This is a genomic window from Nocardia sp. Tas62D01, assembly GCF_055232035.1.
This window is the reverse complement of record NZ_JBUYUZ010000001.1, coordinates 8,499,487-8,524,374: the sequence shown is the minus strand read 5'-3', so window position 1 is coordinate 8,524,374 and position 24,888 is coordinate 8,499,487. Positions and strand designations below refer to the sequence as shown.

Here is a 24,888-nt window from a genome sequence, read left to right as displayed (position 1 = left end):
ACTCGCTTGCCGTTGGCCAACGTAACCATTCAGGCTATGGCTGGGATCCAGGGGTTTCCGCTGATGGCGGCGCGGAGGCCGTCCAGGACAGGGGCACCGTTTTTGCGCATGGTGGAGATGTAGCCGCGGATTCGCAGCCATGCCCGTGCCCCATCGTTCGAGCGGTGGCAGCCTGAAATCTTTAGCTGGGTTTTCGCAGGCCGAAGACGACGCGGGCGCTGGCGGTATCGGTGTCGAACGCGTAGTGCGTGGTCGTGGTCATAGGTGGTATCCCCTTTGGTCCGTCACAACGATCGCCCGCCGACGGTACCGTGTCGATTACCCGTGAGGTAATGGTCGTGGAGCCCGTGAGTTCGTAGGATCGAAGCGTGACTACCCAGACTGCCGGTGACCTGCTGCGGCATTGGCGCCTCGAGCGCAGGCTCAGCCAGTTGGAATTGGCAGGTCGCGCCGACACGTCCACCCGGCATCTCAGTTTCATCGAAACCGGTCGCGCGACGCCGAGCCGGACCATGCTGGTGCATCTGTGCGAGCAACTCGAGGTTCCACTGCGGGAACGAAACCGCTTGCTGCTGGCGGCGGGTTACGCCCCGGTGTACGCCGAACCCTCCCTCGACACCCCCGCGATGGTCCCCGTGCGTGACGCCATGCGCCAGCTGCTGGCCGGGCTCGACCCATATCCCGCGTTGGCGATCGACCAGAACTGGAACATGATCGACGCCAATGCCGGTGTCGCACTGCTGATTCAGGATGTCGACCCGGAACTGCTCGCCCCGCCCACCAACGCGCTGCGGCTGAGCCTGCACCCCGAGGGAATGGCACCCCGCATCATCAACCTCGCCGAATGGCGCGGGCACCTGTTCGAGCGCTTGACCCGCCGCATCGAGGTCACCGGCTCCCCGGAACTGACCGAGTTGCTCGAGGAGTTGCGCGAATACCCCGGTGGCGAAATCGAACCCGCGCTGCCTGAGCCCGACCAGATGGTCGTCCCGCTGCGTCTGCGGCATGGAAACCACGAGCTGTCGCTCATCAGCGCGACAACGGTTTTCGGCACCCCGATGAACGTCACGGTCGCCGAACTCGCCATCGAATCGTTCTACCCGGCCGATCCGGAAACCAAGCAGCTGCTGACACCGGCGCAGTCGTGAGTGCGAGGATCGCCGACCGGGTACCGTCGGGCTCGACGGAAGCGAATGCGCCCGAAGGGGAGTCGTGACTGATCGTCGGGCTCGGAACACAGAACACGGTGTCTTCGAGCGCGAAGTGCTCGCCGCGGAGGCGGCCGGCTCAGCCCATGACGATGTACTTCATCTGCTCCTGCGGCGCGCACGCCATCTGCCCGCCCGCCTGCAGCCATTCCCCGATCACCCGCCTTCGGAGGCGAACAGTCCGTCGCCCGCGTAGGCGAGGCGGGTGGTCAGAATTCGACGCCGGGTTCGGTGGGATGGTCCAGGAGGTTCTTGATGCCGACGACGATCGCGTCGTTGGGTTCGTCGAAGGCGATCCAGTGGTGCTGGAAACGCATGTGCGGGAACGGCTTCATCACGCTCACGATCCAGCGCCGCACCTCCTCGCGGCCGTGCATGGTGCCATAGGCATGCTCGATGTACTCCACGTCGTCGGTGAACAGGTCCGCGAACGGTGACCAGTCACCGGTTTCCGAGCAGCAGTCGACGACCTGGCTGTAGTGGGTGAGTGCCCTCTCGAGTTCGTCGCGGCTGAACTTCCCCATGGTGTTCCTCTCTGTTCGCGCGCTACGGGTTCGTGCGTGCGATCACCTTCTCCGCGAACCGCGACAGATTCGCGATCTTGGTATTCAGCGGCTCGGTGTCGAGATCGGTGGTGTACGGGTAGCGGAAGCCGACGATGACATCGGTGACGCCCTTGTCCTCCAGCCGTTTCACACCGTCGACGGTGAACCCGTCCAGCGAGATGACGTGCACCTCGAAGTCCTCGCGGGTGCCGTACTCGGCACGCAGGACGTTCAATCGATCCAACAGCCGGTCGAGTTCGGTCCCGTCACCACCGGCGTGCATCCACCCGTCGCCGCGCTGCGCCGCCCGCCGCAGCGCGGGTTCGCTGTGCCCGCCGATGAGGATCGGCAGGGGTTGGCTCGGCACCGGATTGATCTTGATCGGCGCGATGTCATAGAACTTGCCGTGGAACTCGAAGTAGCCGCCCGCGGTCAGCCCGCGCACGATGTCGATGCACTCGTCCATCCGCGCGCCGCGATGCTCGAACGGCACCCCCATCATGTCGAAATCGTCCGGCCACGGACTGATTCCGACACCGAGAGCGAGCCGGTTACCGCTCATGGCGGCGATGGAGGCGGCCTGCTTGGCGACCAGCACCGGCGGGCGGATGGGCAGCTTCAGCACGAACGGGGTGAACCGCAGCGTCGTCGTCACCGCGGCCATCGCGGCCGTCACCACGAACGCCTCGACGAACGGCTTATTCTCCAGGAACTCTCGATTGCCGTCGGGCGTGTATGGATACTTCGCGTCGGAGTCTTTCGGGTACGCGACGCTGTCGGCGACAACCATCGACGAATACCCGGCTTCCTCGGACGCGCGGGCCAGGGGCACGTAGTAGGTGGGGTCGATCATCGTCTCGGCGTAGGTGAATCGCATATCAGGCGCCTTTCGGTGCGGGGGTCGGTGTGTTTGTCTGGTCGGTGGGCAAGGTACTCGGTTGTGATGGAGCAGGCGCATGGTCGGCGGGCAATGGACTCCGTGGCCCAGCAATCCCACCGGCGACCCGCATGGCGTGTGCTCCGGCGCGGCGCCCGAAGTAGGAGCCTTCGCCGAGACAGGTGCCGCTGGAGTAGCCGGAGCTGTCCTGCACGATGTTCGAGGCGCAGGCCCCCGCCGCGTACAGCCCGGGGATCACCGACCCGTCAGGCCGCACCGCACCCGCCGCCCCGCCATCGCGCCAGCGCACGCCGACGATGCGTCCGGCGTCATCGGCGACCAGATGCTCGACCTCCGTCTCGTAGCGCACGGTGATGTCGAGCTTCCGTGCTCGCTCGGTGAGCGCGGTCATCACCTGCTGGCCACCGCGCCCGGCGGGCGCGTTCACTTTGTGCCCGCGCGGCGCGGGCGACGCCTGGTCGCGATAGGGCCAGACCTTCTCTTTGCCGGTCCACATGAGCCCTTCGGTGCCTGGCTGCACCACGGCCTTGCCGGGATAGAAGGACCGCTCGAACTCGACGCCGTGCGCCTCCAACCACTCGAAATGCGCGACGCTACCGGTGCAGTACGCGGCGATCTTCGCCGAATCAGGTTGCGGGGTAACCGCTTCCAGGTAGGCGGTCATCGCCTCGACGCTGTTGCCGTATCCGGTAGCTTGTCGCACCGGTGTGCCGCCACCGGGATAGAAATGCCCCGCAGACAACGCCGACGCCCCACCCGAGGCGTCGTTGCGTTCCAGCAGCAGCACTCGCGCGCCCGCCTCGGCCGCGCTGATGGCCGCGCAGGCCCCGGCGATGCCGAAGCCGACCACGATCACCTCGACCGTCTCGTCCCACTCGATGTGGCCCCGAATCAGCTCGGGAAGATCCGTTCCTACGCCCATGGGTTCGAATACCCCTCCGGGATTAGGTAATCGAACATCGCCCGCATGTCCGCCGACAGCCGCATCAGCTCGACATACGAACCGAACGCCCGGCCGTCGAGGTAGGCGAATTCCATCCCGACACCCTCGAACGCGCCCGTGGCGACGATCTCGGCGCCAGCTGCCTTCGCCTCGGCCAGCGCGGCGTCGTAGTCCTCGGGAATCCACGCGACATGGTGCAGGCCGGGTCCGACGCGATCGAGACTGTACGTCCGGAATGGTGAGCCACTGCGCAACGCCGCACCGCTCGGTGAACTGCCGTTGTGCCGCGGTCGTGTCCCGGACCACGCAGCACAGCTGGAAGATCGGCCCCTGGGCGATCGTCATCGGTGCTCGCTTCCCATGACCTCAATTAATCACTGATGCTTAACATCGTCAATACCCGGGTTTAGTACAGTTCGGATATGCGCATCGACGATTCGCGCGCCGCGCTGCTCGACGCGGGGGAGCGGCTCATCGCACAACGAGGCGTGGACGTCCCGCTGCGCGACATCGCCACAGCCGCTGGCCAGCGCAACAACTCTGCGGTCCACTACTACTTCGACTCACGCACCGGCCTGATCGAAGCCATCGTCGAACGCCGGATGAACTGGCTGGAAGACCGCAGAATGCAGTTGCTTGCTGCGAGCGAAGCCGATGGCACCGCACACGACATGCGCACCCTGGTCGCCATGCTCGCCGCACCGATACTCGAACTCGTCGGCATGGAACAGATCACGCACTACGGCCGATTCCTCGAAGTGGTCCGCGCCCACCCCGTGATCGCCGACGCCCGCCGCCTCGCCGGCGCCGACCGCGCCGCCGTCCGCATCATCGCCGTCCGCCTTGATGCCGCACTCGCCGAATTGCCCGCACGTCAACGCAGGCAGCGCCTCGAAACGATGGCAACCGTCATGTTCGCCGTCGTCGCCGACTACGAACGCGCCCTGGAGTCCGGCGTCCGCAGCCCCGACGCGGCAGCCGACACCGCCGAAATCATCGACATGATCGTCGCCATGCTGACAGTCCCCACCGCCCAACCAGCCCCGGCGGCCCGAAACCGCCGCCGCTGACGCTTCCCCTCTGTCCGGCCGCTCGCCGGTTTGTTCGGCCGCTCGCCGGTTTGTTCGGCCGCTCGCCGGGTAGGACGCTTCACGAAGAACGTGACAGGGAAGCAGCGAAGACAACGGCGATCGCGGCGCCGGTCGGGTGCGTGGCGGAGGTACGCCGCGGCGGGGGTTCAGTAGCCTCCACGTCAGTTGACGCACACCGGCAATGCAGGGAAACCCGCGGTCACAGCTCTGGATCGGCCTCGATGCCCGGTCGGCACTGCGCCGGCGAGACGGAGCTGACGGTGAGCAGGAGTCCGGGGCGAGGGCACAGGGGGCCAATTCGGCCGACCGGCCTGAGCCTCAACGAACGCGGAGGGCCCCGACCCTTCCCATTGAGGTTCGGGGCCGACGTCAGGCCGGTCTGCGGGCGAAATCCGGGGCGTGTTCGGGTAGTACACCGCGGGCTACCAGGTACGGGGGAATACTGCGGATGATCGGGAGGCGGCGTAGCACTCGCAGCGGTAGCGGGGGGCGGGCGGCGTCCGAGACGTTCAGTGTGCCGGAGACGGCGGGGCGGATCACTCGGGCGTGCATCACCTGCTGCACGCCCTGGGTGAGAACGGTCGGCACGATGCGGCGGCGTTGGACGCGGGCCAGGTCGGCGGTCGTGACCCGGTGTGAAAGCAGTTTCGGGGCAAGGATTCTCGCGGCCGCTACCGCGTCCTGAACGGCCAGGTTTATGCCGACGCCGCCGACCGGGGACATCGCGTGGGCGGCGTCACCAAGGCACAGCAGGCCGTCGGCGTACCAGCGGTCGAGGCGGTCCAGTTTCACGTCGAGCAGTTTCACCTCGTCCCAGCTGTGCACCGCCTCCGTGCGATCCGCCAGCCACGGAACGACGTCCGCCATGCTGCGCATGATCTCGGTGACCGGCCCCTGCCGCAGGGCCGGGTCGCTCCCCTTGGCGATCAGCGTCGCGCACTGCCAGTAGTCGCCGCGGTCGAACATCAACGCGAACCGGTGCGGGGTGAGGAACGGGATCGCCCCGGCCGGGTCGGTGTCGTTGCGCGGAATCCGAAACCACCAGACGTCGAACGGAGTCGCCCACCGGCGCGAACCCAGACCGGCGGCGGCGCGCAGCGCCGAGGTCCGCCCGTCACAGGCAACGGTCAGATCGGCCCGAATCTCGCCGATATCACCGTCTTTCGTGCGATACCGAGCGCCGACCACGCGACCGTCCTCCCGGATGACATCCGTCGCTTCGGTATTCATCCGCAGCCGGAAGGTGGGCTCCGAATCCGCCGCGCGGGCCAGCAAATTCAGCAGGTCCCACTGTGGCACCATCGCGATGTATTTGTGCGCGCCCGGCAGCCGGTCCAGGCTGGCGACGATGAACATCCGCCCGCGGATCGGCAGCTGTACCGAAGTCAGCCGCCGCTGTGGCAGTTTCGCGAACTCCTCGCCCAGGCCCAGCTCGTCGAGCAGGTCGAGGGTGGTCGGGTGCACGGTGTCACCGCGGAAATCCCGCAGGAAATCGCCGTGCTTCTCCAGCACCGTCACCTCGACGCCGGCGCGCGCCAGCAACAGCCCCAACACGATTCCGGCCGGACCGCCGCCAGCAACGAGACAAGTCGTTCGATCCATCGGACAACCTCCGGGCCGCGTCGGAAACCACCGGTCGCCCTCGATACTATTCCCCGCGCGCTCATGCGGATGCCGGAGTCTGGTATCTCCACCGAATACTCGACGTCGAACGAGTACGCCCCAACGTCGACACGGTACTCGCAATGGAATTCGGCGCGAGTTGTACGTCTCGGTGTCGAGTCATACCGGGCCGGTGGCCACTGGTCGGTGGAGATGAAATGGGACGGCGTGCTTTTCTGAACTTGGCAAGCGGGTGGGGCCACGACGACAAAAGATCGCGCTTCCGCAGGGGGGTCCGAGCTATGACGATGTCGAGAATGCGACGTGACCCGACCTCCCGGTCGGGCCATACCTGAGGACGGTTGCCACAGGTTCAGTTGGCGAGCAGCGCGCCGGGCACGGTGACGCTGAGATGGTCGAGCACCGTGTACGGCACGGTGCTGGTGGGGCTGGTCATCGCGTCCTGCTTGGGGCTTTCGTGCGGGCAAGGCGTGAGCTCTGATGCGCACCCGCGGCCAACCATAGCAAGGGCGGATTCGTTCCAGGTCGCTCTACAGCAAGGCCAACCTCAGGGCGGATGTGTTGACATTCAGAATAGTCGATGGGTCTATCTGTGGATATGCCAGTGCTTGCTTGGTGACTGCTTCGAGGCATTCAAGTACGACACCCTGGAATGCGGCCATGCATCGGTCGAGAAGCGCCCGTACTTCCGGTTCGGTGGGTTCGGCGCTCGGACAACACGATGGAGCTCGTCGAACTTGCTGACGTTCGTCGCCGACTGGCTCACCGCCGACCGGAACGCCCGTGTTTCGCTCGATCGTTTCGCAGGACCTGCGTGTGCCGCGCAACAGCTGCGGGTCGATGTGCAACGATGCGCTGCCCGTAGCTGCCAGTCCACCAGTCGCAATGCGCGGGATATCGCCTCGACACTGAGTCGTACCGTCTCGACGATAGGGAACGTGCCGCGCACTCCGCCCGCGCGACCTGCGCCGTGACTATTTCGTGCCGAATCCGGTCGCCAGAGTGCGAATGTCGGCGGGAGACAACGCCACCGGGGTGCCACGGTCGACCAGATCGGCGAATCCCCCGTCGTCGGCCATCACTGTGATCGTGTAGAGCCGCTCGGTGTCGGAGGTGTTCACGATCCGGTGTTCGGATCCCGGCTGCAAGATCAGCACGTCACCGGCAGTGAGCTCCGCGGTGTGGGCATCGCTGTGCGCGGTGGCGGTGCCGGCCAGCACGAGGAAGATCTCGGCCGAGTCCGGATGGGAGTTCAGCGGTTGCGCTCCGCCGGGTTCCCAGATTTCGAGGAAAACGCTTGCGCTGGAACCATGTTCGGGCCCGGCCAATGTGCACAGGCGGACCGTGTCGGCCGGTGCGATGAGCGAGGCCGACAGGTCGGAGAGATGTCGGACGACGGGCGGTTCGCCAGCCATGGTCGGTCCTTTCGGGTCGGTCGGTACGTCGGAGGCGGTTCAGCCGAGGGGTGGTGTGAGCAGCGTGACTGGGCCGCAGTCGTGGCGGGTTACCGGTTGACCGAGCATGTCGCTGCCGGGCCGATGGGTGGTCGTCCCCGCCAGCAGTGCCGCCGCGGCGTCGGCGACCTCGGCGGCCGCACCGCCCGGCAGTTCGCAGACGACGTTGTGCGCGGCCAGAATTCGGCTGATTGGCAAGGTCGCCAGCCGCCTTGTCGATTCGGCAAACCTGGCCGGATCGGCACCGGAGCCATGCAGCCAGTGGGCGGCGGCGAGCACGGTGTCACCGGAGAACAGCGTGCCGCTGGCGCGGTCGAACAGGCACAGTGCATCCGGTGCATGGCCGGGCGTGTGCAACACCTCCAACTGTCGTCCGCCTAGATCGATGATCTCGCCGTCGGTGAGGGTGCAGCTGATCGGTATCGGCGGTATCCGCCACTCGGTCAGATCCGGCAGCGGGCGAAGATGACCCACCCGGGCCAGCGTGAAGAAGTACTGGGCGTCCAGTGCGGCGAAGCGGTCGAACTCCGCAACGACCTGCGCCATGGCCGCGGCGTAGCTGCGCAGGAAAGCCGGATCGGCATCGGTGTGCAGGCAGCCGGAATCCGCGCGGGCGGCCGCGGGGTGAGCGGCGAAATCGACCACCTCGACGTGCGCGGCCAGATCGGCATTGCCGCCGCGGTGATCGATGTGATGATGCGAGGACACCACCAGCACCGGCAGTGCGGTCAGTGCCCGCACGACCTGCGAGATCGGTGCGATGCCCAGTCCGGAGTCGAACAACAGCGCCGTCCGAATTCCGACTACCAGGTAACTGGCGACGTGACCGGGCTCGTTGATCAGATGGATCCCGTCCCCCACGTCCCGGACGTGGAACCACGAATCCGGATCTGCGCAGAAGGCCGGTGCTGGCGACGCCACCGCATCTCCTCGAATGTTGATGACAGTTATATCGGCCAAACTAGGGGCGGTATGTTTCCGAAGCGTAAAAGTTGCGGTCCTACTCGCGAACAGAACGGAAGCCGTAGTTGGCCAGCCGATCACGGCTGACAAGATTCACACCACGGTTACGCGAAGAATGTTCATGCCATCAACATTCCGCACTACAGTCCGACCGGTGATCTCCCCCTTCGACGACCTTGACGGTGCGCTGCGGGCGGCCTTCGCACGCTACGAACGTGCCCTGATGGTCAATGACGTCACCGAACTCGACGCCGCTTTCGCCGACGGTCCCCGGGCGATCCGCAGCGATCCGGCGAGCACGCTGGTCGGCCATGACGCCATCGCCGCATTCCGGGCCGGACGCGGCGGTACACCGGCTCGATCTCTGGTGCGGGTGCACGTGCGCCGTCTCGGCCCCGACACCGCGGCGATCGTCGCGGAGACCCGTCGCGCGGATGGCTTGTGCGGCATACAAACTCAGGTCTGGGAGTGCGACGGCAATGGCCGTTGGGCGGTCACGGTCGCGCATGTCTGCGCGGGGCCCGCACCCGCGGTCGACACCACGGTCGCCCCCGACTCGATATGGCGGATCGCCCCTGAAGAGCACCCCCTCGTGCGCGGCGGTGACGGTCCGCTCCAGCACGCGCGCGTGGCCGTCAAAGACCTTTTCGCCGTCGCCGGTCACGCCGTCGGAGCGGGCAATCCAACCTGGCTGGCGACGACTCCGGTCGAGCCCCACCACTCGGCAGCGGTGGCCGCGCTGCTGGCTGCCGGGGCCGATGTCGCGGGCATTGCGGTGACCGACGAGCTGGCCTTCTCCCTGGCGGGTGTGAATAGGCACTACGGCGCGACGCCGAATCCGGTTGCGGCTCAGTGCATCAGCGGCGGATCGAGCAGCGGACCGGCCGCCGCGGTAGCCGCCGGATTCGCCGATATCGGCCTCGGCACCGATACCGCGGGTTCGATTCGCGTCCCGGCCTCGTATTGCGGGCTCTACGGTCTGCGCACCACCCACGGGGTGATCGCGCGCACCGGGCTGGTGGGTCTGGCGCAGAGCTTCGACGCCGTCGGTCTGCTCGCCAGGGATGCCGACCTGCTCGCCCGTGCCGGCGCGGCACTGCTACCGGAGCAACCGGTCCATCCGATCACGAGCATCGTCGTGGCACCGGAACTGGTCGAACTGCTGGATCCCGCTGCGCGCGAGTCGTTCTGGGCGGCGGCGCAGGCGCTGACCCTGCGGGACGCGGCCGACGGTAAGGAACTGCCGGCACCGGAAATCATCACACTGACCTACCCCGACGGCGCTGGACTCGACGGCGTGCTCACTGCATTCCGCACCGTGCAGGCTGCCGAGGCTTGGCGATTGCACGGTGAGTTCCTCTGCGCCCATCCGGAAGCGTTGGCCCCCGACGTCGCCGTACGTTTCCACGCCGGACGGCACATCGACGCGGCCGCGGAGAAATCGGCACGGCACCTGCTCGCGGTAATGAGCGACGAGTTGCGGCGGCTGCTACCACCCGGGGTCGCCCTTGCACTGCCGGCCGCCTCGTCGGCTGCCCCGCTGCGCGATGCCGCCCCTGCAGAGGTGGAGGCGGTGCGGCAGGCGACCCTGCGACTGACCTGCCTCGCGTCACTGGCGGGATTGCCCGCGCTCACCATGCCCACGATGCTGGCCGGCACTCTCCCGGTCGGATTGTGCCTGGTGGCCGGGCCGGGGCAGGACACCAGCCTGCTCGCCTTCGCCAAACCCTACGACCGACAGGACTGAATCCGATGGCTCGCAATTCCTGGTCGCTGTCTGCCGACCAGGCGGATCTGCGCCGACCCGGTACCTCCCGGCCGATCGAACTCGACGCCCGGCCGCAGCGAGTGACCATCGACCTCGCGTGCACTGCGATAATCGTCATCGACCTGCAGAATGACTTCTGCCACCCCGACGGCTGGCTCGCCGCTATCGGCGTGGACATTTCGCCCACACGCGCGGCCGTCGACACGGTCCGCGCCGCGCTGCCGGCTGTGCGCGGCGCGGACATCCCGATCGTCTGGGTGAACTGGGGCAACCGGCCCGACCGGGCTAACCTGCCGCCCGGCGTGCTGCACGTGTACGACCCGGCGGGCGAGGGAGTCGGAATCGGCAGTGCGGCAAGCGCTTCGAGCACGGCCGTGCTCGAGGCGGGCAGCTGGGGCGCGGCCGTGGTCGACGAACTCGACATCGCTCCCGGCGACCTGCGTGTCGACAAGTTCCGGATGAGCGGATTCGTCGACACCGCTCTGGATTCCGTACTGCGCAACCTCCGCGTCGACACCCTGCTGTTTGCGGGCGTGAACGCAGATCAATGCGTGCTGTCGACGCTGATGGACGCCGCCAATATCGGCTACGACGTCATCATGCTCACCGATGCGGTGGCCACCACCTCACCCCAATACTGCATGGACGCGACGGTTTACAACGTCCGGCAGTGCTTCGGGTTCACCGCTTCCACGCAGGATCTCGTCAGGGCACTGACCGCCGAATCCCGGTAGCGCGACTGCCTTCCGGGATATATCGAGCTCCCAGCCAAAGCGCGCCGGGACGACGGAGGCGGGCCTGCCCCGTCCGACGACGAAGGTCGGAACACGCGCCCCGGACGACGAACGTCGGACGGCGCTATCCGCCGGTCAACTCCTCAGAGCTCGAGCACCAATCGTGAACCGGCGCAGCGTGATACACAGATCATCATCGACTCGTTCTCGGCACGTTCCTCCGGCGTCAGCACGGAGTCGCGGTGGTCGACTTCCCCGCTGACCACACCGGTTTCGCATGTGCCGCAGGTGCCCTCGCGACACGACGACAGTGTCACGACGCCGGATTCCTCGGCTACTTCCAGGATCGTGCGGGTGGTCGGCACCGTGAGCGTCAGCCCCGACAACGCGAGCGACACCTCGAACGGCACAGCCTGCGATGCCGTCGGATCGCGGGCGACGAACCGCTCGGCGAACACATCGACCGCCCCCAGACCGGCGCACGCCTCCTCTGCTGCGGCGATCAAACTAGCTGGGCCGCAGGCGAATACGGCGGTGCCCCGCGCCGAATCGGCGAGAACCTCGGCCACCGTGAGCCGCCCGGCCCGGGCGGAGTGGTGCACGACCACGGCGTCGCCGTACCGCTGCCGCAATTCCCCGGCGTAGGCCATGCTCGATTCGTCTCGGCCGGTGTAGACCAGCCGCCAAGGACGGCCGCTGCGTTCTGCGGCCGCGACCAGCGCGAGCATCGGCGTGATCCCGATACCTCCGGCGAGGAACACATAGCCGAGCGCGCGCACCAACGGAAAGTGGTTGCGCGGCGGGCGGATCGAGGCCGTTGCCCCGACGGACAGCGACTGGTGGGCGCGTACCGATCCACCGCGTCCATCCGGTTCCCGCAGTACTGCGACCCGGTACGACGTGCGGTCCTCGGGATCCGAACACAGCGAATACTGGCGCACGATTCCGCTGTCGAGGAGCAGGTCGATGTGCGCGCCCGCCTCCCACGCCGGAAGCGGGCCACCGTCAGGGCGCACGAGGGTGAACTCGTCGACATCGCGGGCCAGCCGGCGACGCTCACCGACGACGACGGTGATGGGGTCCGAATTGTTCATCAGGGCCTCCCGGAGTACGGGGCCCCGCCTGGTCATTTCTCCCAGCCACGGGAATCGGTCTCGCGCCCGGCCGCTTTCACGACGATCAGCCTGGCACGCGGGCCGTCCACCACACGCCACCGGTGTGGTGTGCCGCCAGTGTAGTAGAGGCTGTCCCCCTCGGCGAGCCGCGCGCTGCCGTGGTCGCCGAGGTCGACCACGATCGCACCCTCCACGACGTAGACCCACTCGTCCTCGTCATGCTCGAAGTACGGGCCGAAATCGGCGTGCACATCGACGAACTCCTGCGGATAGAACGATGCGCGCCCATGCACCAGCAGTCGGGTCGAGCCTTCCTCCTGGCCTGATCGGGCGATCCCGCGCGGCAGTTGCACGCCCTCGTGGGAGCGGATAACCCGGCCCTCGGCGGTACCCTCGGCCTCGTCGCGACCACGGGTGTCGGCGGCCAGCATGAGGTCGACCTGAGTGGTGCCCAGCGCCTCGGCGATGCGGGCCAGAGTCATCATGCTCGGCCGGGCCAGGCCGCGCTCGAGCTGGCTGAGGAACGGGTGCGAGATCTGCGCCTGCTCGGCGAGCCGAACCAGGGTGAGTCCGTGATCGCGCCGCCGACGGCGGATCTCGGCACCCAGCATCGTCTGCGCGTCCTGGTTCGCCGCTCCGGTCCCGTTGTCCACCTTCATATCTCACCACCCGGTCGTTGTGACGCGGTGCACACACGCACCGCACGCTGGCCCATCCTGCGCCGCGACGGTGAATTAACAAGACCGTAGCTGGCTCGTTCATCTACCCGAAACACGGCGGCTGAATAGTGCTGAATGTTGATCACATCAACATTAGCTTCTATCCGCAGCGCCTCGCCGACCAGCCACGGGCGGGCCACCACGACCTACTCCACCTCGAAGGTTTCCATGGATCATCCACTACCACAGCGTATTTCACGGCTGTGCGGGGCGACCCTGCCGGACGGCTCGGTGGTCGACATCGAGATCGGCCGCGACGGCGAGCACTCGCTGGTCACCGCGGTCCATCCGAGCGCGCTCGACACGACGGGCGAAACCCCCGACGGGTCGATCGATCTGAGCGGTTTCGTGCTGCTGACCGCGCCCGCCGAACCGCACGCCCACCTGGACAAGGCGCTGTCCTGGGATGTGCTCGCGCCCCCGTTCGGTGATCTCGGGGCGGCGATCGATTCGTGGCGCCGCGGCAGCGCCGATCTGGCCGAGGAGTCGTTCCGGGACCGCGCGGCCGCGGCCGCACTCGCCTTGCTGCGCAACGGAACTACCGCCGCGCGCTCGCATGTCGACATCCTCGGCGGTCCCGACCCGTTGCGCGGGATCCGCGCGGTGGATCGGGTGCGCAGACAGCTGGCGGGCCTGCTCGACATCGAGATCGTCGCGCTGACACCCATGACGGCCGATTCCGCGCTGCTGGATGCGGCCCTCGACGCCGGCGCCGATCTGGTCGGCGGCGCACCGCATGTCGCGCCCGACCCGATCGCCGAGCTGGGTCGGCTGCTCGACTTCGCCGAGGCGCGCGCCGTCGGCACCGACCTGCATGTCGACGAGTTCCTGCACGGCGAGCATCACACGCTCGCACACTATGCCGAACGGGTCGCCGCCTGGCCCGCCGACCGCAAGCGCACCGCCGGGCACTGCTGCCGCCTCGGCACCATGGCCGCCGACGAGCTGACGGCACTGCTGGCCGTCGTGGCGCGCAGCGGCATGGGGATCGTGAGCCTGCCGATCACCAACCTGTATCTGCAGGGCTGGGACGATCCGGTCGCCACGCCACGCGGATTGACCGCGCTCACAGCGCTTCTCGACGCGGGTATCCCGGTCGCCGCGGGCGCAGACAACGTGCGCGATCCGTTCAACCCGGTCGGCCGCAGCGACGCCCTCGAAACAGCCGCACTACTGATCACCGCCGGTCATCTGGCGCCGGAGGTGGCCGTGCACCTGGTCACCGACGGCGCGCGCGCGGTCATGGGACTGCCCGAGGCCGGTGCGAAGCCCGGCGCCCGTGCGGAATTCCTCGCCGTACGCGGCAGCGGGCTGCTCGACGTCGTCGCCAACGCCCCGGCCGACCGCATCGTGATCCATAACGGCTCGATCGTCTCGATCAGCCGAACCGACCACCGCACAGCCGATTTCGCAGCACTGGAGGTCTGATGTCCCGCACGCCCACGATGAGCGCCGCGCCGCCCCGGCCAGGCAGCCAGGTCCTCGGATTCGAATCGACTCAACTGACCTACCCCAACGGCACGGTCGCACTCGCGGGCGTTGACCTGAAGGTCCGCGCCGGCGAATTCGTCAGTGTCGTAGGGCCTTCCGGATGCGGGAAGTCGACACTGCTGCGGATCGCCTCCGGGCTCGAGACCGCGACCGGCGGCTACACCCAGGTCGGGGCGAACCGGATCGGCTATGTGTTCCAGGACGCGACCCTGCTGCCCTGGCGCACAGTGCGCGACAACGTCGCACTGCTGGCCGAACTCGACCACATCCCGAAGGCCGAGCGCTATCGCCGCGCCGACGAGGCCATCGAATTGGTCGGTCTCACCGGGTTTTCCGGCCACCTGCCGCGCATGCTGTCCGGCGGCATGCGGATGCGGGTGTCGCTGGCGCGCTCACTGAGCGTGGATCCCGAATTGTTCCTGTTCGACGAGCCTTTCGGCGCCCTGGACGAGATCACCCGGGAGCGGCTCGGCGACGAGATCACGGAGCTGTTCGACACCCGCCGGTTCGCCGGTCTGTTCATCACGCATTCGGTGACCGAGGCCGTCTATCTGTCCACCCGGGTGGCGGTGATGTCGGGCCGGCCGGGCCGCATCGTCGAAGAGATCGACATCCCGTTCGAATTCCCGCGCCGTCCGCAGATCCGCTTCACCCCCGAATTCACCGCTTTCGCGAGCCGGGTCTCGCAGGCACTGCGAGGAAGTCACCAATGAGCACCGAAATAACCACTGCCCCCACGGTATTCGAGCCGACCGGTGCCCCCGCGCCGCCGACCGGCCCGGAGCCCTCGATCACTGTCCCACCGGCGCGGAACCGGAAATTGTGGATGGTGCTCGCACCACTTGCGGTGCTGGCCTTGGTGATCGGCGCCTGGTACATCGTCAGTTACATGGTGCTGGCACCGTCCCGGCGATTTCTGATGCCGCCACTCCATGAGGTCATCACCAAGGGCCTGTTCGGTCCCGCGGCGCCCGACATGTGGCAGGCCTTGCAGCGCACCGCCACCGTGGCGTTCACCGGTCTGTTGATTGCCGTCGTCCTCGGCGTCCTGTGGGCGGTGCTGATGTCGCAGGCCGGCTGGGCGGAGATCGCACTGTTCCCGTATGCGGTTGTCATGCAATGTATTCCGATCCTGGCACTGGTGCCGCTGATCGGGTTCTGGTTCGGTTTCGGCTTCACCTCCCGGGTTTTCGTCTGCGTCCTGATCGCCCTGTTCCCCATCGTGTCCAACACGCTGTTCGGCCTGAAATCGGTGGACAAGGGGCTGCGAGAGTTGTTCGCGCTGCGCTCCACCAGCCGGTTGACCGTGCTGTTCAAGCTCGAGTTCCCGGCCGCGATGCCAGCCATCTTCGCCGGAGTCCGCATCTCGGCCGGCCTCTCGGTGGTCGGTGCGATCGTCGGCGATTTCTTCTTCAAACAGGGCAATCCCGGCATCGGCATCCTCATCGACAACTACCGCTCCCGGCTGCAGGCACCGCAACTGTTCGCCTCCATCCTGCTGGCCTCCGCGCTCGGCGTCGTCGTCTTCGTGTTCTTCGGCTGGCTGGGTCGCCGGGTCGTCGGCGCCTGGTACGACACCGACCGCCACTGATCCCTCTCCTCCTCCGCCGCGTCCCCTCGGGAGAAATAATGACCAGAAAGACCCCACACCAGTTCACACGTGCCCTCGGTGCCAGTGTCGGCGCCGCCGTCCTGGGCGTGGCCGCCCTGACCGGCTGCGCCCAGAATGACAGTCCCGCAGCCACTTCCGGATACAGCGGCCCGATCGGCTCGGTCAACCTGAAGGAGGTGTGCCCGGCCAAGATCGTGGTCCAGTCCGACTGGAACCCGGAAGCCGAACACGGTGGCATCTACCAAATGCTGGGCCCCAACCCGAGTTTCGACGCCGCGGGCAAGCGGGTCACCGGCCCGCTGTTCAACCACGGCGAGTACACCGGCGTCGATCTCGAGATCCGCGCCGGCGGCCCAGCCATCGGGTTTCAGACCGTCACATCCCAGATGTATCAGGACGATTCGATCATGCTCGGCTTCGTCGACACCGACCAATCTGTGCAGACCGCGGGTACCAACCCGACCACCGGGGTGTTCGCGCCGTTGAAGATCAACCCGCAGATGATCATGTGGGATCCGGCGACATACCCGAACGTGCACACCATCGCCGATCTGAAGGCCGCCAAGGCCACCGTGCTGTACTTCCAGGGCTCCGCCTACATGGACTACTTCACCGGTGCGGGCATTCTCGACAAGAGCCAGGTGGACGGTAGCTACGACGGCACCCCGGCCACCTTCGTCGCCGCGGGGGGTGCCAAGGCACAGCAGGGTTTTGCCAGCTCCGAGCCCTATCTTTACGAGCAGAAGATCGCTCAATGGCGCAAGCCGGTGGCCTACCAGTTGCTGCACGACGCGGGATTCCCTGTCTACAAGTCCGCGCTCGCGTTGCGCTCGGGCAAACTGGACTCCTATGCATCCTGCCTGCAGCGCCTGGTTCCCGTGATGCAGCGCGCCGAGATCGACTATTTCGCCGATCCGGCCAAGGTGAACGATCTGATCGTGCAGGCGGTCGGCAAGTTCAGCACCGGCTGGGTTTACGACGCCGGCAACGCCGACTTCGCGACGAAGAAGATGCGTGAAGCCGGTCTGGTTGGCAACGAACACGGCAGCACCCTCGGCGATTTCGACCCCGCACGAGTGCAGCGGATCATCGATCTCGCCCGGCCGATCTTCTCCGCGCAGAAGGTCAGCATTCCGCAGAACCTGACCCCGGAGCAGATCGCGACCAGCCGATTCGTTGATCCCAAGATCGGATTCCCGTCGTGACGGCCGCTCTCGTGGCGACCGGTGATCACCAGTTCGGGCCCGAGCAACTCGACGACCTCGTCGACGAGCTGCTCGCCCTGCTCGGCCCGCGCGGGGTGAGCACACTCGACCGGGCGCTCGACCGCGCCTCCCGCGACGGCTCTGGAATGAGTCCGATCCTGTCGGCCCAGTCGCTGGGCAGGCCGGATGCGGTGTGCTATCCCAAGACGGCACAACAGGTTCCGGCGATCGTGCGGGCGGCGGTGCGCCACGGCGTGCCGATCACCGCCCGGGGCAAGGGAACCGGTAACTACGGTCAGGTCGTGCCCCGCTTCGGCGGGCTGGTCATGGACATGACCTCGCTGGCCGGGATCCGGGAACTCACCGACACCACCCTCACCGCGGAGGCGGGCGCCAGGATGATCAACCTGGAGCAGGCGGCGTGGGATTGCGGACGGCAGCTGTGGATGTATCCGTCGACCGCGCAATCCACCCTCGGTGGTTTCCTGGCCGGCGGGTCCGCGGGCACCGGCACCATCGTGCACGGCCGCAACCACATGGGGTTCGTGGAATCGGTCGACGTCGTCTACGGCCATGAGGATGCCGAACTGGTCCATCTCGAGGGCGAGGCCGCGCAGCCGATGGTGCACACCTACGGCGTGGCCGGAATCATCGTCGCCGCCACGGTCCGGCTCGAGCCGCTGCAGGACTGGAAGTGCCTGTACGCCAGCTTCGATTCGCATTTCGAGGCGTTCCCTGCCGCGTTTGCGGCGGCCGCGATCGAGCCCAAGCCGCGGCTGCTGTCGGCCGACTGCGCCACAGTCGTCGACGCCTTGCCGGCCGATCCGGCGCTGGTACGCGGCCGGGCCAACGTCCGCGGCATTATCGACGCCGCCGCACTCGACGAGACGATCGCCGTGCTGGAGGCCGCGGGCGGCCGGATCGAGGCGGTGCGCGAGGGGCTGGCGCAGACGATGCGCCTGAGCACCATCTCCTACAACCACCCCACCTGGTGGCTGCAGAAAGCCGTGCCGGACACGTACTTTCATATGGAGTGCCAGGGCGATGCGCTGGTCACCCGGCTACGGGAGGTGGAAGAGGTCTATGAGGGTGGCATGCTGCATCTGGAGGTCGGGCATCAGATGATGTTCGGGATGCTCAACGGCGTCTACCACGATCCGGAACAGGTCTATGCCGGTGTCCCGGCGCTGGCGGAGCTCGGGGTGCGAGTGCACTCGCCCCATCAGTCCTATGTCGACCTCGATGCCGAACGGGTCCGGGCGCTGGCACGCAGCACCGATCCGAAGGGTTTGCTCAATCCAGGAAGGTGGCACCAATGACGACATCCACCCGGCGCTTCAGTGACCTCACCACCGCCGAGGTTCCCGAAGCGCTGCACCGGGATTCGATCCTGGTGCTGCCGACCGGAGCGATCGAGCCGCACGGCCCGCATCTACCGCTGAGCACCGATCTGGTGGTGGCCGAGGCCGTGGCCGGCGCGGCGGTCGATCGCGCCGTCGCCGAGGGGCACGACGTGTGGCTGCTGCCGGCGCTCGGATATACGAAATCCGATGAGCATGCCAACTTTCCGGGCGCGATGTGGTTGCAGGCGGAGACGCTGCTGCGCATCGTGGTCGACCTGGGCCGCAGTATCGCCGCCACACCGGCGCGGCGGGTGCTGTTCGTCAACTGCCACGGCGGCAATTCGGCACTGCTCGAGGTGGCGTTGCGGGAGCTGCGGCGCCGGTTCGATCTGCAGACCTTCCTCTACGCGTCCCCGGCGCGGCCGGGGCCGACCGAGCAGGGGTTCGGCATTCACGCCGGCTGGGCCGAGACGTCGGTGATGCTGCACCTGCGGCCGGACCTGGTCGAGATGAGCAAGGCGAAAGCCGCTGTGCCGCATGCGATCGCCGACCACAAGCACGTCGGGTTCGGCAAGCCGGTCCGATTCGGCTGGCTCGCTGACGATTTCGCCGAATCGGGGGTGATCGGCGATCCTACCGGGGCCGCCGCCGATATCGGCGCCGAGTTGTTCGCCGGCAGTGTCGACACGCTGGTGCAGGCCATTCCCGAGGTCGCCACCTTCGACCCAGGGCGGGTGCGCCGATGATCACCAGCAGCACCGCCTTCGGACAGGACTGCGCACCGGCCGACTACCTGAGCGTCGACCCGCTGCGACTACTGTCGATGTGGATTCCGGCACCGGGCACCGCACCCCCGCTGCTGCTGGCGCTGGCCACCGTCGCTGCCGACAGTTACCCGCGGGTGCGGCATGTGCTGCTCAGCGAATTCGACGGCACCGCAATCCATTTCCACACCGACGCAGGTTCGGGAAAGGTCGCCGAGCTGCACGCGAGCCCACGCGCGGCAGCGACCGTGGCCTGGCCGGAGGTCGGGCGGCAGCTGAGCATGCACGGCGATGTCTACCGCGCCTCCGCTGCTCAGGATCGGGCGACCTACGCGCAGCGCGGTCGGTACCTGCAACTGCTGGCGTGGCTCAACACGCCCGAGATCGCCGCGCTGTCCGAGGACCGGCGGCACGCGCGGTGGGCGCAGTTCGATGCCGAGCACGCCCACCTCGACCCGCCGCTGGCCTGGATCGGATTCGTGCTGCGCCCGCAGGAGCTGACGTTCTGGCGCGGCGACCCGGACGGTCCGTCCCGGCGGGTCCGCTATCGCCGCTGCGGCGCCGCCTGGGACGTGGAGGTGCTGCCCGGATGACCGCACTGACCGTCCGCAACGCGATCCTGCTGCCGGTCGCGGGCGATCGGGAGTGGCTGCACGGATGGCTGACCGTGGCCGCCGACGGCCGCATCTCCGGTATCGGCGAGGGGGAACCACCCGCGACCGAAGGTGAAATCCTCGATGCCGCCGGTGCCTTCGTCGCGCCCGGCTTCGTCTCCGCGCACAGCCACATCTACACCGGCGGCATGCGCGGTGTCGCGGCCAGCAGCACGCTGTATCCCTGGGTCACCCGCAACACCGAGATGCTGCTCGCCGCGCAGGCCGAGGATCTGTACTGGCTGACACTCGCCGGGTCGCTGGACTTTCTCGCGGGCGGGGTCACCTCGGCCTACAACTTCACCCAGAGCCGAGTGCTGGCCCTGTTCGACTACGGCTCCTCGAGCCTGAAAGCCGCCGCGGTGCGCCCGGTGGAATTCCTCACCCGCCAGATCGATGCCACCAGCGATGCGGGTATCCGGTTCGTCGCCAGTGTGCGGCTCGACGATGAGCAATTGCCAGAGGACGAGGCGCTGGGGGCCTTCGGCGAGGTGATGAATTATGCGAAAACGACTGTGCCCCAGGATCGTTACCTGGGCGGGTCGGTGTACGGGGCGGTGCAGTGGTCGACCTCGCCGGTCACCGCCGAACGCGAGCGCGCGATGATGGACCGCCACGGCGTCACCAACCAGGCACATTTCGTGGAGACCGCCGAACAACTCGACATCCAGCAGGCCAAGTTCACCTGGTACGACGACGCCGGGGTGCTGGGACCGGATTTCGCGTTCGGGCATTTCGTCCACCCCACCGACCCGATGGTCGAGCGCGCCGCCCGAACCGGCTGCGCGATGGTGTGGCAGCCGATGTCCAATGGCCGCCTCGGATCCGGAATCGCCGACATACCACGGTATTCGGCGACCGGTATGCGCATCGGAATCGGGTTGGACGATCAATCCTGCACCGACGTCTGCGATCCGTTCGAGAACATGCGCACCGGGCTGTACACCCAGCGAGCGGTGCACAGCGACGCCGCGGTTCTCACACCGACACAGATGCTGCGGATGCACACGCTCGGGGCGGCGTCTGCGATCGGCGCGGCCGACCGCGTGGGCTCGCTCGAGGTCGGGAAATACGCCGACTTCATCGTTGTCGACCCGCGGGTGCCCGACACCGGGCCAGTCTGGGATCCGGTGGCCACGTATGTGCTCGCCTGCTCACTGCGCAATCTGCGCGCGGTGTACGTCGGCGGGCAGCGCGCATGGGCGGACGGGCGTTCGACGCACCCGCTTGCAGATCAGGCGACACACGAACTGCATCAACGGATGATCCGGGTCGCGGCGGCAGGGGGATTCCACCCCGTCCTACCATATGCGGGGACCTAGTTTAGGGGGCGCGATGAGGCAGACTGGTCAATCGTAGGAACCTCAGGAGTCAAACCACCGGTCTGCTAGGGCACGTTGCGGGTAGCAAATCCGACTACGAACCGCTGCCAGACAAATAAGTCGGAACCCCAGGTGCGACGATTCCTGCCCCAGGGTTGGTTGGGCTACCGTCGCACGGTGGAACTCCTGGGAATACATCACGTCGCGATCATCGCCTCAAACTATGCGGAGTCCAAGCGCTTCTTCACGCAGACCCTCGGTCTTGCCGTGATCGCCGAGGAGTATCGCGCTGAACGCCGGTCTTACAAGCTCGATCTGGCGATTCCGGGTGGGAGTCGGATCGAGTTGTTCTCCTTCCCTGATCCGCCTGCGCGGCCGAGCAGGCCGGAGGCCCAGGGTCTGCGCCACTTGGCGTTCGCGGTCCGCGATGTCGGGGCGGCCTTGGATGAGTTGGCCGCGAAAGGTGTTCGGACCGAGGAGCTTCGGGTCGACGAGACCACAGGGAAGCGTATGGCGTTCTTCTTCGACCCGGACGATCTCCCGCTCGAATTGTACGAGGTGTAGGCGTCGACGTTTCGTAGCCGAGCTACTAGACGACGGGGAGCAGAACCATTACCTCAACGTTGCCGGACCTTCGCGCGTGCACGACGTCTTGCATCGCGGCCAGACCATGGGTCTCCTGCAACGGCAGCAGAATACCGCCCCTACAAGCTCGATCTGGCGATCCCCGGTGGCAGGATCGAGCTGTCCCCTTCCCCGATCCGCCTGCCCGCCCGAGCAGGCGCGAGGACCAGGGACTACGATATCTCGCGCCGTGCGCGCCGCCGCGGCAACACTGGACGAACTGGCGGCCAAAGGCGTCCACACCGAGGAACTGCGGGTCGACGCCGCCACCGGAAAGCGTATGGCGTTCTTCTTCGACCCCGACGATCTTCCACTCGAACTCTACGAAGTCCGACCCAGGCCCTCACGTGACAGCCGCGTCAATTCGACTGTCGCCGCACGCAATTGGTCGATGGAATCCAGTGGCGCCACATAACCCACCCGGGTGCGCGCCACCCCGCGCGGAGTAACCACTTGCAGCTCCAGCCCATACCGGTCGGCACGCTCACAGCTGGCCTCAGTCGCATCGGGATACCCACCGAGCACCTGAGCCACGGACAGCAACGCGTCGGCATGATCCTCATTGAGATGGGTGATCGCCCGCGCGGCGGCAGGGATGATCGGGTCGGGCGCCGCGGCGGCGTACTGCTCGGCCGACGCCGAATCCATCCGCCCGTACCCGCCGACCCACCGAATCCGCTGCACCCGCAACACCCACAGCGCGAAATCGCTGTAGTCGATATAGAACTTCGCCGCAGGAACCGCCGCCAAATGCGCCGCGCGTGCGGCAGCCGCCTCCGCGCCGATCGGTTGCTCGACCACACCCGCAAGAGTGATCCGGGTCCCCGCCAGCGGGTCGGCAGGCGTATTCGGCTCCACCACCGCGATGCTCGCCCGCGGATCATCGGCCAGATTGCGGCCATGCTCGGCCATCCTCGACACACACAGCACCGGCTGCCCCTCCAACAGCCCATAGGTGACGAACGAGGCCCATGGCGACCCATCCGCGCTCAGACTGGCCAATGTTGCGATATTCGTCGCCGCCACAACGGTTCTGGCCTCCTCGGCCGCAGCGGGCCGCGCGGAGTTCACCACTGGCCCCGTCGGCTGCGGAATTGAAGGCGCATCGCCCGGGTCACCGTGATCGAGAATCATGCCCCCATCCTCGTCCATGCTCGATCTCGCCTCCGCGTGCCATAGAGAAACGCCGGTCCGGGGCGGAGCATGGACCGAATTGCGCGCGCGTAACCCCGCCCGATCGGCAAGACTTGCGGGTGTGACCCGATATGCATTCGACGCAGACCGCAGCGCGCTAGTCGCCATCTGGGCGACCGGACGTGGCGATCTCGCGGCGACGGTGGCCGCGCTGCCACCGATGAGCCCAGACCAGGCAACGAGTTTGGCGTCGAATCTGACCACCCTGTCCCGCTTCCAATGGCGCACCTACACCCATCCGGCCAGCGCCGCAGGCGACCCCGACATCCCCAACAGTGAGGCGTGGCGCCGCGCCGAGGAACGCCGGAACTTCAAGGAAGTCGAGGCGGGGATCCGCACCCCCAACCTACCGACCGACCACGGCCTCATCGTCTCCTACAGCGGCGTCGTCGAATCCGCACACCGCGTCGGCCGCACCCTGCACGGCATCGGCGATCCCGACCTGCGCGACACCATCCTGGCCGAGCTCGCCATCGAACAGGCTGCGATCGAATCAGCCGAACTCGGAGACCTGTCCGGACGCGCCAGGCAGGCGGTCGAACTGTCCCGCCCCGATGTCTCACCGGCCCAGGTGCAGGCGGCCGACGAACTCCTGCGCGCCGATCCACTCGGCACCATCGAACTGTTCACCGAACTCGACCCCGCCTCGGCCGCGGTCGCCGCCGCCCACTGGCTCGACGCCGCCGCCGAGGTGGCCGGCGAACTGGCCGGTATACCCAGCGTCGACGTGGTGGTCGAAGCCGACGACATCGAGGCACTGCAGGTGGAAACCCCGACCTTGGTGCTCGAGCGCCTCGGCGCAGGGGAGACCCCGACCGAGATCGTGGTCGACCTGATCGCCGAAGCCGTGTCAGTATCGGAAGGGCACGTGCCCGCGCCGTGGGCCGTCGTCGCCCGAGTCGCCGAAATCGAAGAGCAGGCCCGGAAATTCGACCTGGACAGCGACACCCGGGAAGCCCTGCTCAACGAATTCCGCATCAGCCGCCTCGACCCGGTCCGCCCCGCCCCCGACCTGCTGGAAGACCTCCTCGACGGCATCCGCGGCTGCCTGCTGATGTATGCAGCGCACAGCCCCGGGAATGACGACGAGATCGAGGCTCAGTTCGCGGCTGATGTACGGGGTGTGGCGGACACGCACCCTGATCAGTTGTTCTGACTCGGTCTGCGTGGACAGTTCGCCCCAAGTCTGTGGATTCCGGTGTGGAGGACGCAGAAGTGTCCACGCAGGCCGGCGTCAGCCAACCCCCAAGGCCCGCACCCCTGACTCGCCAGCCAGCCACCGCCGCAGCGCCGCATACACCTCGTCGTGATTGAGCAGGGTGAAATGATTCGCGCCCGGCAGGTGCAGCCCGTTGGCATCGTCGAAGCCGATGCGGCGGGCAGGGTTTCGTCCCGCACCGCTGGCGGTCAAGACCAGGCCGTCGCCGATCAGCGCCTGCAGCACGGCACAAAACCGACCCGAAAACCGTGCGCGACGGCGCACTCCCACCAGGCACCTCCACGGTGCGCTCGGCCAGCGTGCCTGCGGCCTTCGCAGCACCGCCGACGACGCGATACACACCATCGGCGATGACATCGTGCACCGCCTTCACCGGCTGCGCGGCCGGCCCGACGCCCAA

25 protein-coding genes and 1 pseudogene are annotated in these 24,888 nt (G+C 67.2%); 14 read left to right on the top strand and 12 right to left on the bottom strand.

Translation table 11 applies throughout. The features are described from left to right. Positions 1–368: 368 nt before the first annotated feature. Complete coding sequence (locus ACV7NQ_RS41325; RefSeq protein WP_463364471.1) at positions 369–1,148, top strand: helix-turn-helix domain-containing protein; 780 nt, start codon at positions 369–371, stop codon at positions 1,146–1,148. Between the two features lie 139 nt (positions 1,149–1,287). Here the strand turns inward: ACV7NQ_RS41325 and ACV7NQ_RS41320 are convergent. From ACV7NQ_RS41320 to ACV7NQ_RS41305, 4 genes and pseudogenes are all read right to left on the bottom strand, one after another. After that, positions 1,288–1,732 (bottom strand): annotated as a pseudogene (locus ACV7NQ_RS41320) (nuclear transport factor 2 family protein). A gap of 22 nt (positions 1,733–1,754) precedes the next feature. Beyond that, complete coding sequence (locus ACV7NQ_RS41315) at positions 1,755–2,630, bottom strand: TIGR03619 family F420-dependent LLM class oxidoreductase (RefSeq protein WP_463364470.1); 876 nt, start codon at positions 2,628–2,630, stop codon at positions 1,755–1,757. Position 2,631: 1 nt separating this feature from the next. Next, on the bottom strand, positions 2,632–3,573 hold the full coding sequence (locus ACV7NQ_RS41310) for an FAD-dependent oxidoreductase (protein WP_463364469.1): 942 nt from the start codon (positions 3,571–3,573) through the stop codon (positions 2,632–2,634). Further along, entirely contained in the window at positions 3,564–3,848 is a 285-nt protein-coding gene (locus ACV7NQ_RS41305) for a VOC family protein (RefSeq protein WP_463364468.1), read from the bottom strand. The genes ACV7NQ_RS41310 and ACV7NQ_RS41305 overlap by 10 nt, the downstream gene beginning before the upstream one ends. 168 nt (positions 3,849–4,016) lie before the next feature. Between ACV7NQ_RS41305 and ACV7NQ_RS41300 the strand changes: the two genes are divergently transcribed. Beyond that, positions 4,017–4,664: a TetR/AcrR family transcriptional regulator gene (locus ACV7NQ_RS41300; RefSeq protein ID WP_463364467.1), complete on the top strand. Its 648-nt coding sequence runs from the start codon at positions 4,017–4,019 to the stop codon at positions 4,662–4,664. 390 nt (positions 4,665–5,054) lie between these two features. Here the strand turns inward: ACV7NQ_RS41300 and ACV7NQ_RS41295 are convergent, their stop codons facing one another. The 4 genes from ACV7NQ_RS41295 to ACV7NQ_RS41280 form a co-directional block, all read right to left on the bottom strand. Further along, the gene (locus ACV7NQ_RS41295) at positions 5,055–6,287 is read right to left on the bottom strand and encodes an FAD-dependent oxidoreductase (RefSeq protein ID WP_463364466.1); all 1,233 of its coding nucleotides are present in this window, start codon (positions 6,285–6,287) and stop codon (positions 5,055–5,057) included. 373 nt (positions 6,288–6,660) lie between these two features. Beyond that, complete coding sequence (locus ACV7NQ_RS41290; RefSeq protein WP_463364465.1) at positions 6,661–6,810, bottom strand: hypothetical protein; 150 nt, start codon at positions 6,808–6,810, stop codon at positions 6,661–6,663. A gap of 472 nt (positions 6,811–7,282) precedes the next feature. Beyond that, entirely contained in the window at positions 7,283–7,723 is a 441-nt protein-coding gene (locus ACV7NQ_RS41285) for a cupin domain-containing protein (protein WP_463364464.1), read from the bottom strand. A 39-nt stretch (positions 7,724–7,762) separates the two neighbouring features. Further along, positions 7,763–8,683 carry an MBL fold metallo-hydrolase gene (locus ACV7NQ_RS41280; protein ID WP_463364463.1) on the bottom strand — a complete coding sequence of 307 codons (921 nt, stop codon included), beginning with the start codon at positions 8,681–8,683 and terminating at the stop codon, positions 7,763–7,765. Between the two features lie 196 nt (positions 8,684–8,879). Between ACV7NQ_RS41280 and ACV7NQ_RS41275 the strand changes: the two genes are divergently transcribed. Together ACV7NQ_RS41275 and ACV7NQ_RS41270 are read left to right on the top strand one after the other, a co-directional pair. Next, a complete protein-coding gene (locus ACV7NQ_RS41275; protein WP_463364462.1) occupies positions 8,880–10,472 on the top strand; it encodes an AtzH-like domain-containing protein in 1,593 nt (530 codons plus the stop codon). A gap of 5 nt (positions 10,473–10,477) precedes the next feature. After that, positions 10,478–11,227, top strand: a complete 750-nt coding sequence (locus tag ACV7NQ_RS41270; protein WP_463364461.1) for a cysteine hydrolase family protein — start codon at positions 10,478–10,480, stop codon at positions 11,225–11,227. Between the two features lie 143 nt (positions 11,228–11,370). Here the strand turns inward: ACV7NQ_RS41270 and ACV7NQ_RS41265 are convergent, their stop codons facing one another. Next, complete coding sequence (locus tag ACV7NQ_RS41265) at positions 11,371–12,321, bottom strand: PDR/VanB family oxidoreductase (RefSeq protein ID WP_463364460.1); 951 nt, start codon at positions 12,319–12,321, stop codon at positions 11,371–11,373. A gap of 32 nt (positions 12,322–12,353) precedes the next feature. Next, complete coding sequence (locus tag ACV7NQ_RS41260; protein WP_463364459.1) at positions 12,354–13,001, bottom strand: helix-turn-helix domain-containing protein; 648 nt, start codon at positions 12,999–13,001, stop codon at positions 12,354–12,356. 228 nt (positions 13,002–13,229) lie between these two features. On the opposite strand from ACV7NQ_RS41260, the gene ACV7NQ_RS41255 reads away from it, so the two are divergent. The 9 genes from ACV7NQ_RS41255 to gloA2 all read left to right on the top strand — a co-directional run bounded on the left by ACV7NQ_RS41255 (position 13,230) and on the right by gloA2 (position 22,015). Beyond that, positions 13,230–14,489, top strand: coding sequence for an amidohydrolase family protein (locus tag ACV7NQ_RS41255; protein ID WP_463364458.1), 1,260 nt, complete (start codon positions 13,230–13,232; stop codon positions 14,487–14,489). Then, positions 14,489–15,265, top strand: a complete 777-nt coding sequence (locus ACV7NQ_RS41250) for an ABC transporter ATP-binding protein (RefSeq protein WP_463364457.1) — start codon at positions 14,489–14,491, stop codon at positions 15,263–15,265. The genes ACV7NQ_RS41255 and ACV7NQ_RS41250 overlap by 1 nt, the downstream gene beginning before the upstream one ends. Then, a complete protein-coding gene (locus ACV7NQ_RS41245) occupies positions 15,262–16,143 on the top strand; it encodes an ABC transporter permease (protein WP_463364456.1) in 882 nt (293 codons plus the stop codon). Before ACV7NQ_RS41250 ends, ACV7NQ_RS41245 begins: the two co-directional genes overlap by 4 nt. 38 nt (positions 16,144–16,181) lie before the next feature. Further along, positions 16,182–17,369, top strand: coding sequence for an ABC transporter substrate-binding protein (locus tag ACV7NQ_RS41240; protein ID WP_463364455.1), 1,188 nt, complete (start codon positions 16,182–16,184; stop codon positions 17,367–17,369). Beyond that, a complete protein-coding gene (locus ACV7NQ_RS41235) occupies positions 17,366–18,688 on the top strand; it encodes an FAD-binding oxidoreductase (RefSeq protein WP_463364454.1) in 1,323 nt (440 codons plus the stop codon). The genes ACV7NQ_RS41240 and ACV7NQ_RS41235 overlap by 4 nt, the downstream gene beginning before the upstream one ends. Further along, positions 18,685–19,458, top strand: a complete 774-nt coding sequence (locus ACV7NQ_RS41230; RefSeq protein WP_463364453.1) for a creatininase family protein — start codon at positions 18,685–18,687, stop codon at positions 19,456–19,458. Before ACV7NQ_RS41235 ends, ACV7NQ_RS41230 begins: the two co-directional genes overlap by 4 nt. Further along, positions 19,455–20,069, top strand: a complete 615-nt coding sequence (locus ACV7NQ_RS41225; protein ID WP_463364452.1) for a pyridoxamine 5'-phosphate oxidase family protein — start codon at positions 19,455–19,457, stop codon at positions 20,067–20,069. The genes ACV7NQ_RS41230 and ACV7NQ_RS41225 overlap by 4 nt, the downstream gene beginning before the upstream one ends. Continuing rightward, positions 20,066–21,451 carry an amidohydrolase family protein gene (locus tag ACV7NQ_RS41220; protein ID WP_463364451.1) on the top strand — a complete coding sequence of 462 codons (1,386 nt, stop codon included), beginning with the start codon at positions 20,066–20,068 and terminating at the stop codon, positions 21,449–21,451. Before ACV7NQ_RS41225 ends, ACV7NQ_RS41220 begins: the two co-directional genes overlap by 4 nt. Before the next feature lie 177 nt (positions 21,452–21,628). Then, positions 21,629–22,015: an SMU1112c/YaeR family gloxylase I-like metalloprotein gene (gene gloA2 / locus ACV7NQ_RS41215; RefSeq protein ID WP_463364450.1), complete on the top strand. Its 387-nt coding sequence runs from the start codon at positions 21,629–21,631 to the stop codon at positions 22,013–22,015. A 381-nt stretch (positions 22,016–22,396) separates the two neighbouring features. Here gloA2 and ACV7NQ_RS41210 read toward each other — a convergent pair whose 3' ends face one another. Continuing rightward, positions 22,397–23,209, bottom strand: coding sequence for a HugZ family pyridoxamine 5'-phosphate oxidase (locus ACV7NQ_RS41210; protein WP_463364449.1), 813 nt, complete (start codon positions 23,207–23,209; stop codon positions 22,397–22,399). A gap of 121 nt (positions 23,210–23,330) precedes the next feature. Between ACV7NQ_RS41210 and ACV7NQ_RS41205 the strand changes: the two genes are divergently transcribed. Continuing rightward, positions 23,331–24,425, top strand: a complete 1,095-nt coding sequence (locus ACV7NQ_RS41205; protein WP_463364448.1) for a hypothetical protein — start codon at positions 23,331–23,333, stop codon at positions 24,423–24,425. Between the two features lie 78 nt (positions 24,426–24,503). Here the strand turns inward: ACV7NQ_RS41205 and ACV7NQ_RS41200 are convergent, their stop codons facing one another. Next, the gene (locus ACV7NQ_RS41200) at positions 24,504–24,713 is read right to left on the bottom strand and encodes a hypothetical protein (RefSeq protein ID WP_463364447.1); all 210 of its coding nucleotides are present in this window, start codon (positions 24,711–24,713) and stop codon (positions 24,504–24,506) included. Between the last annotated feature and the right edge of the window lie 175 nt (positions 24,714–24,888).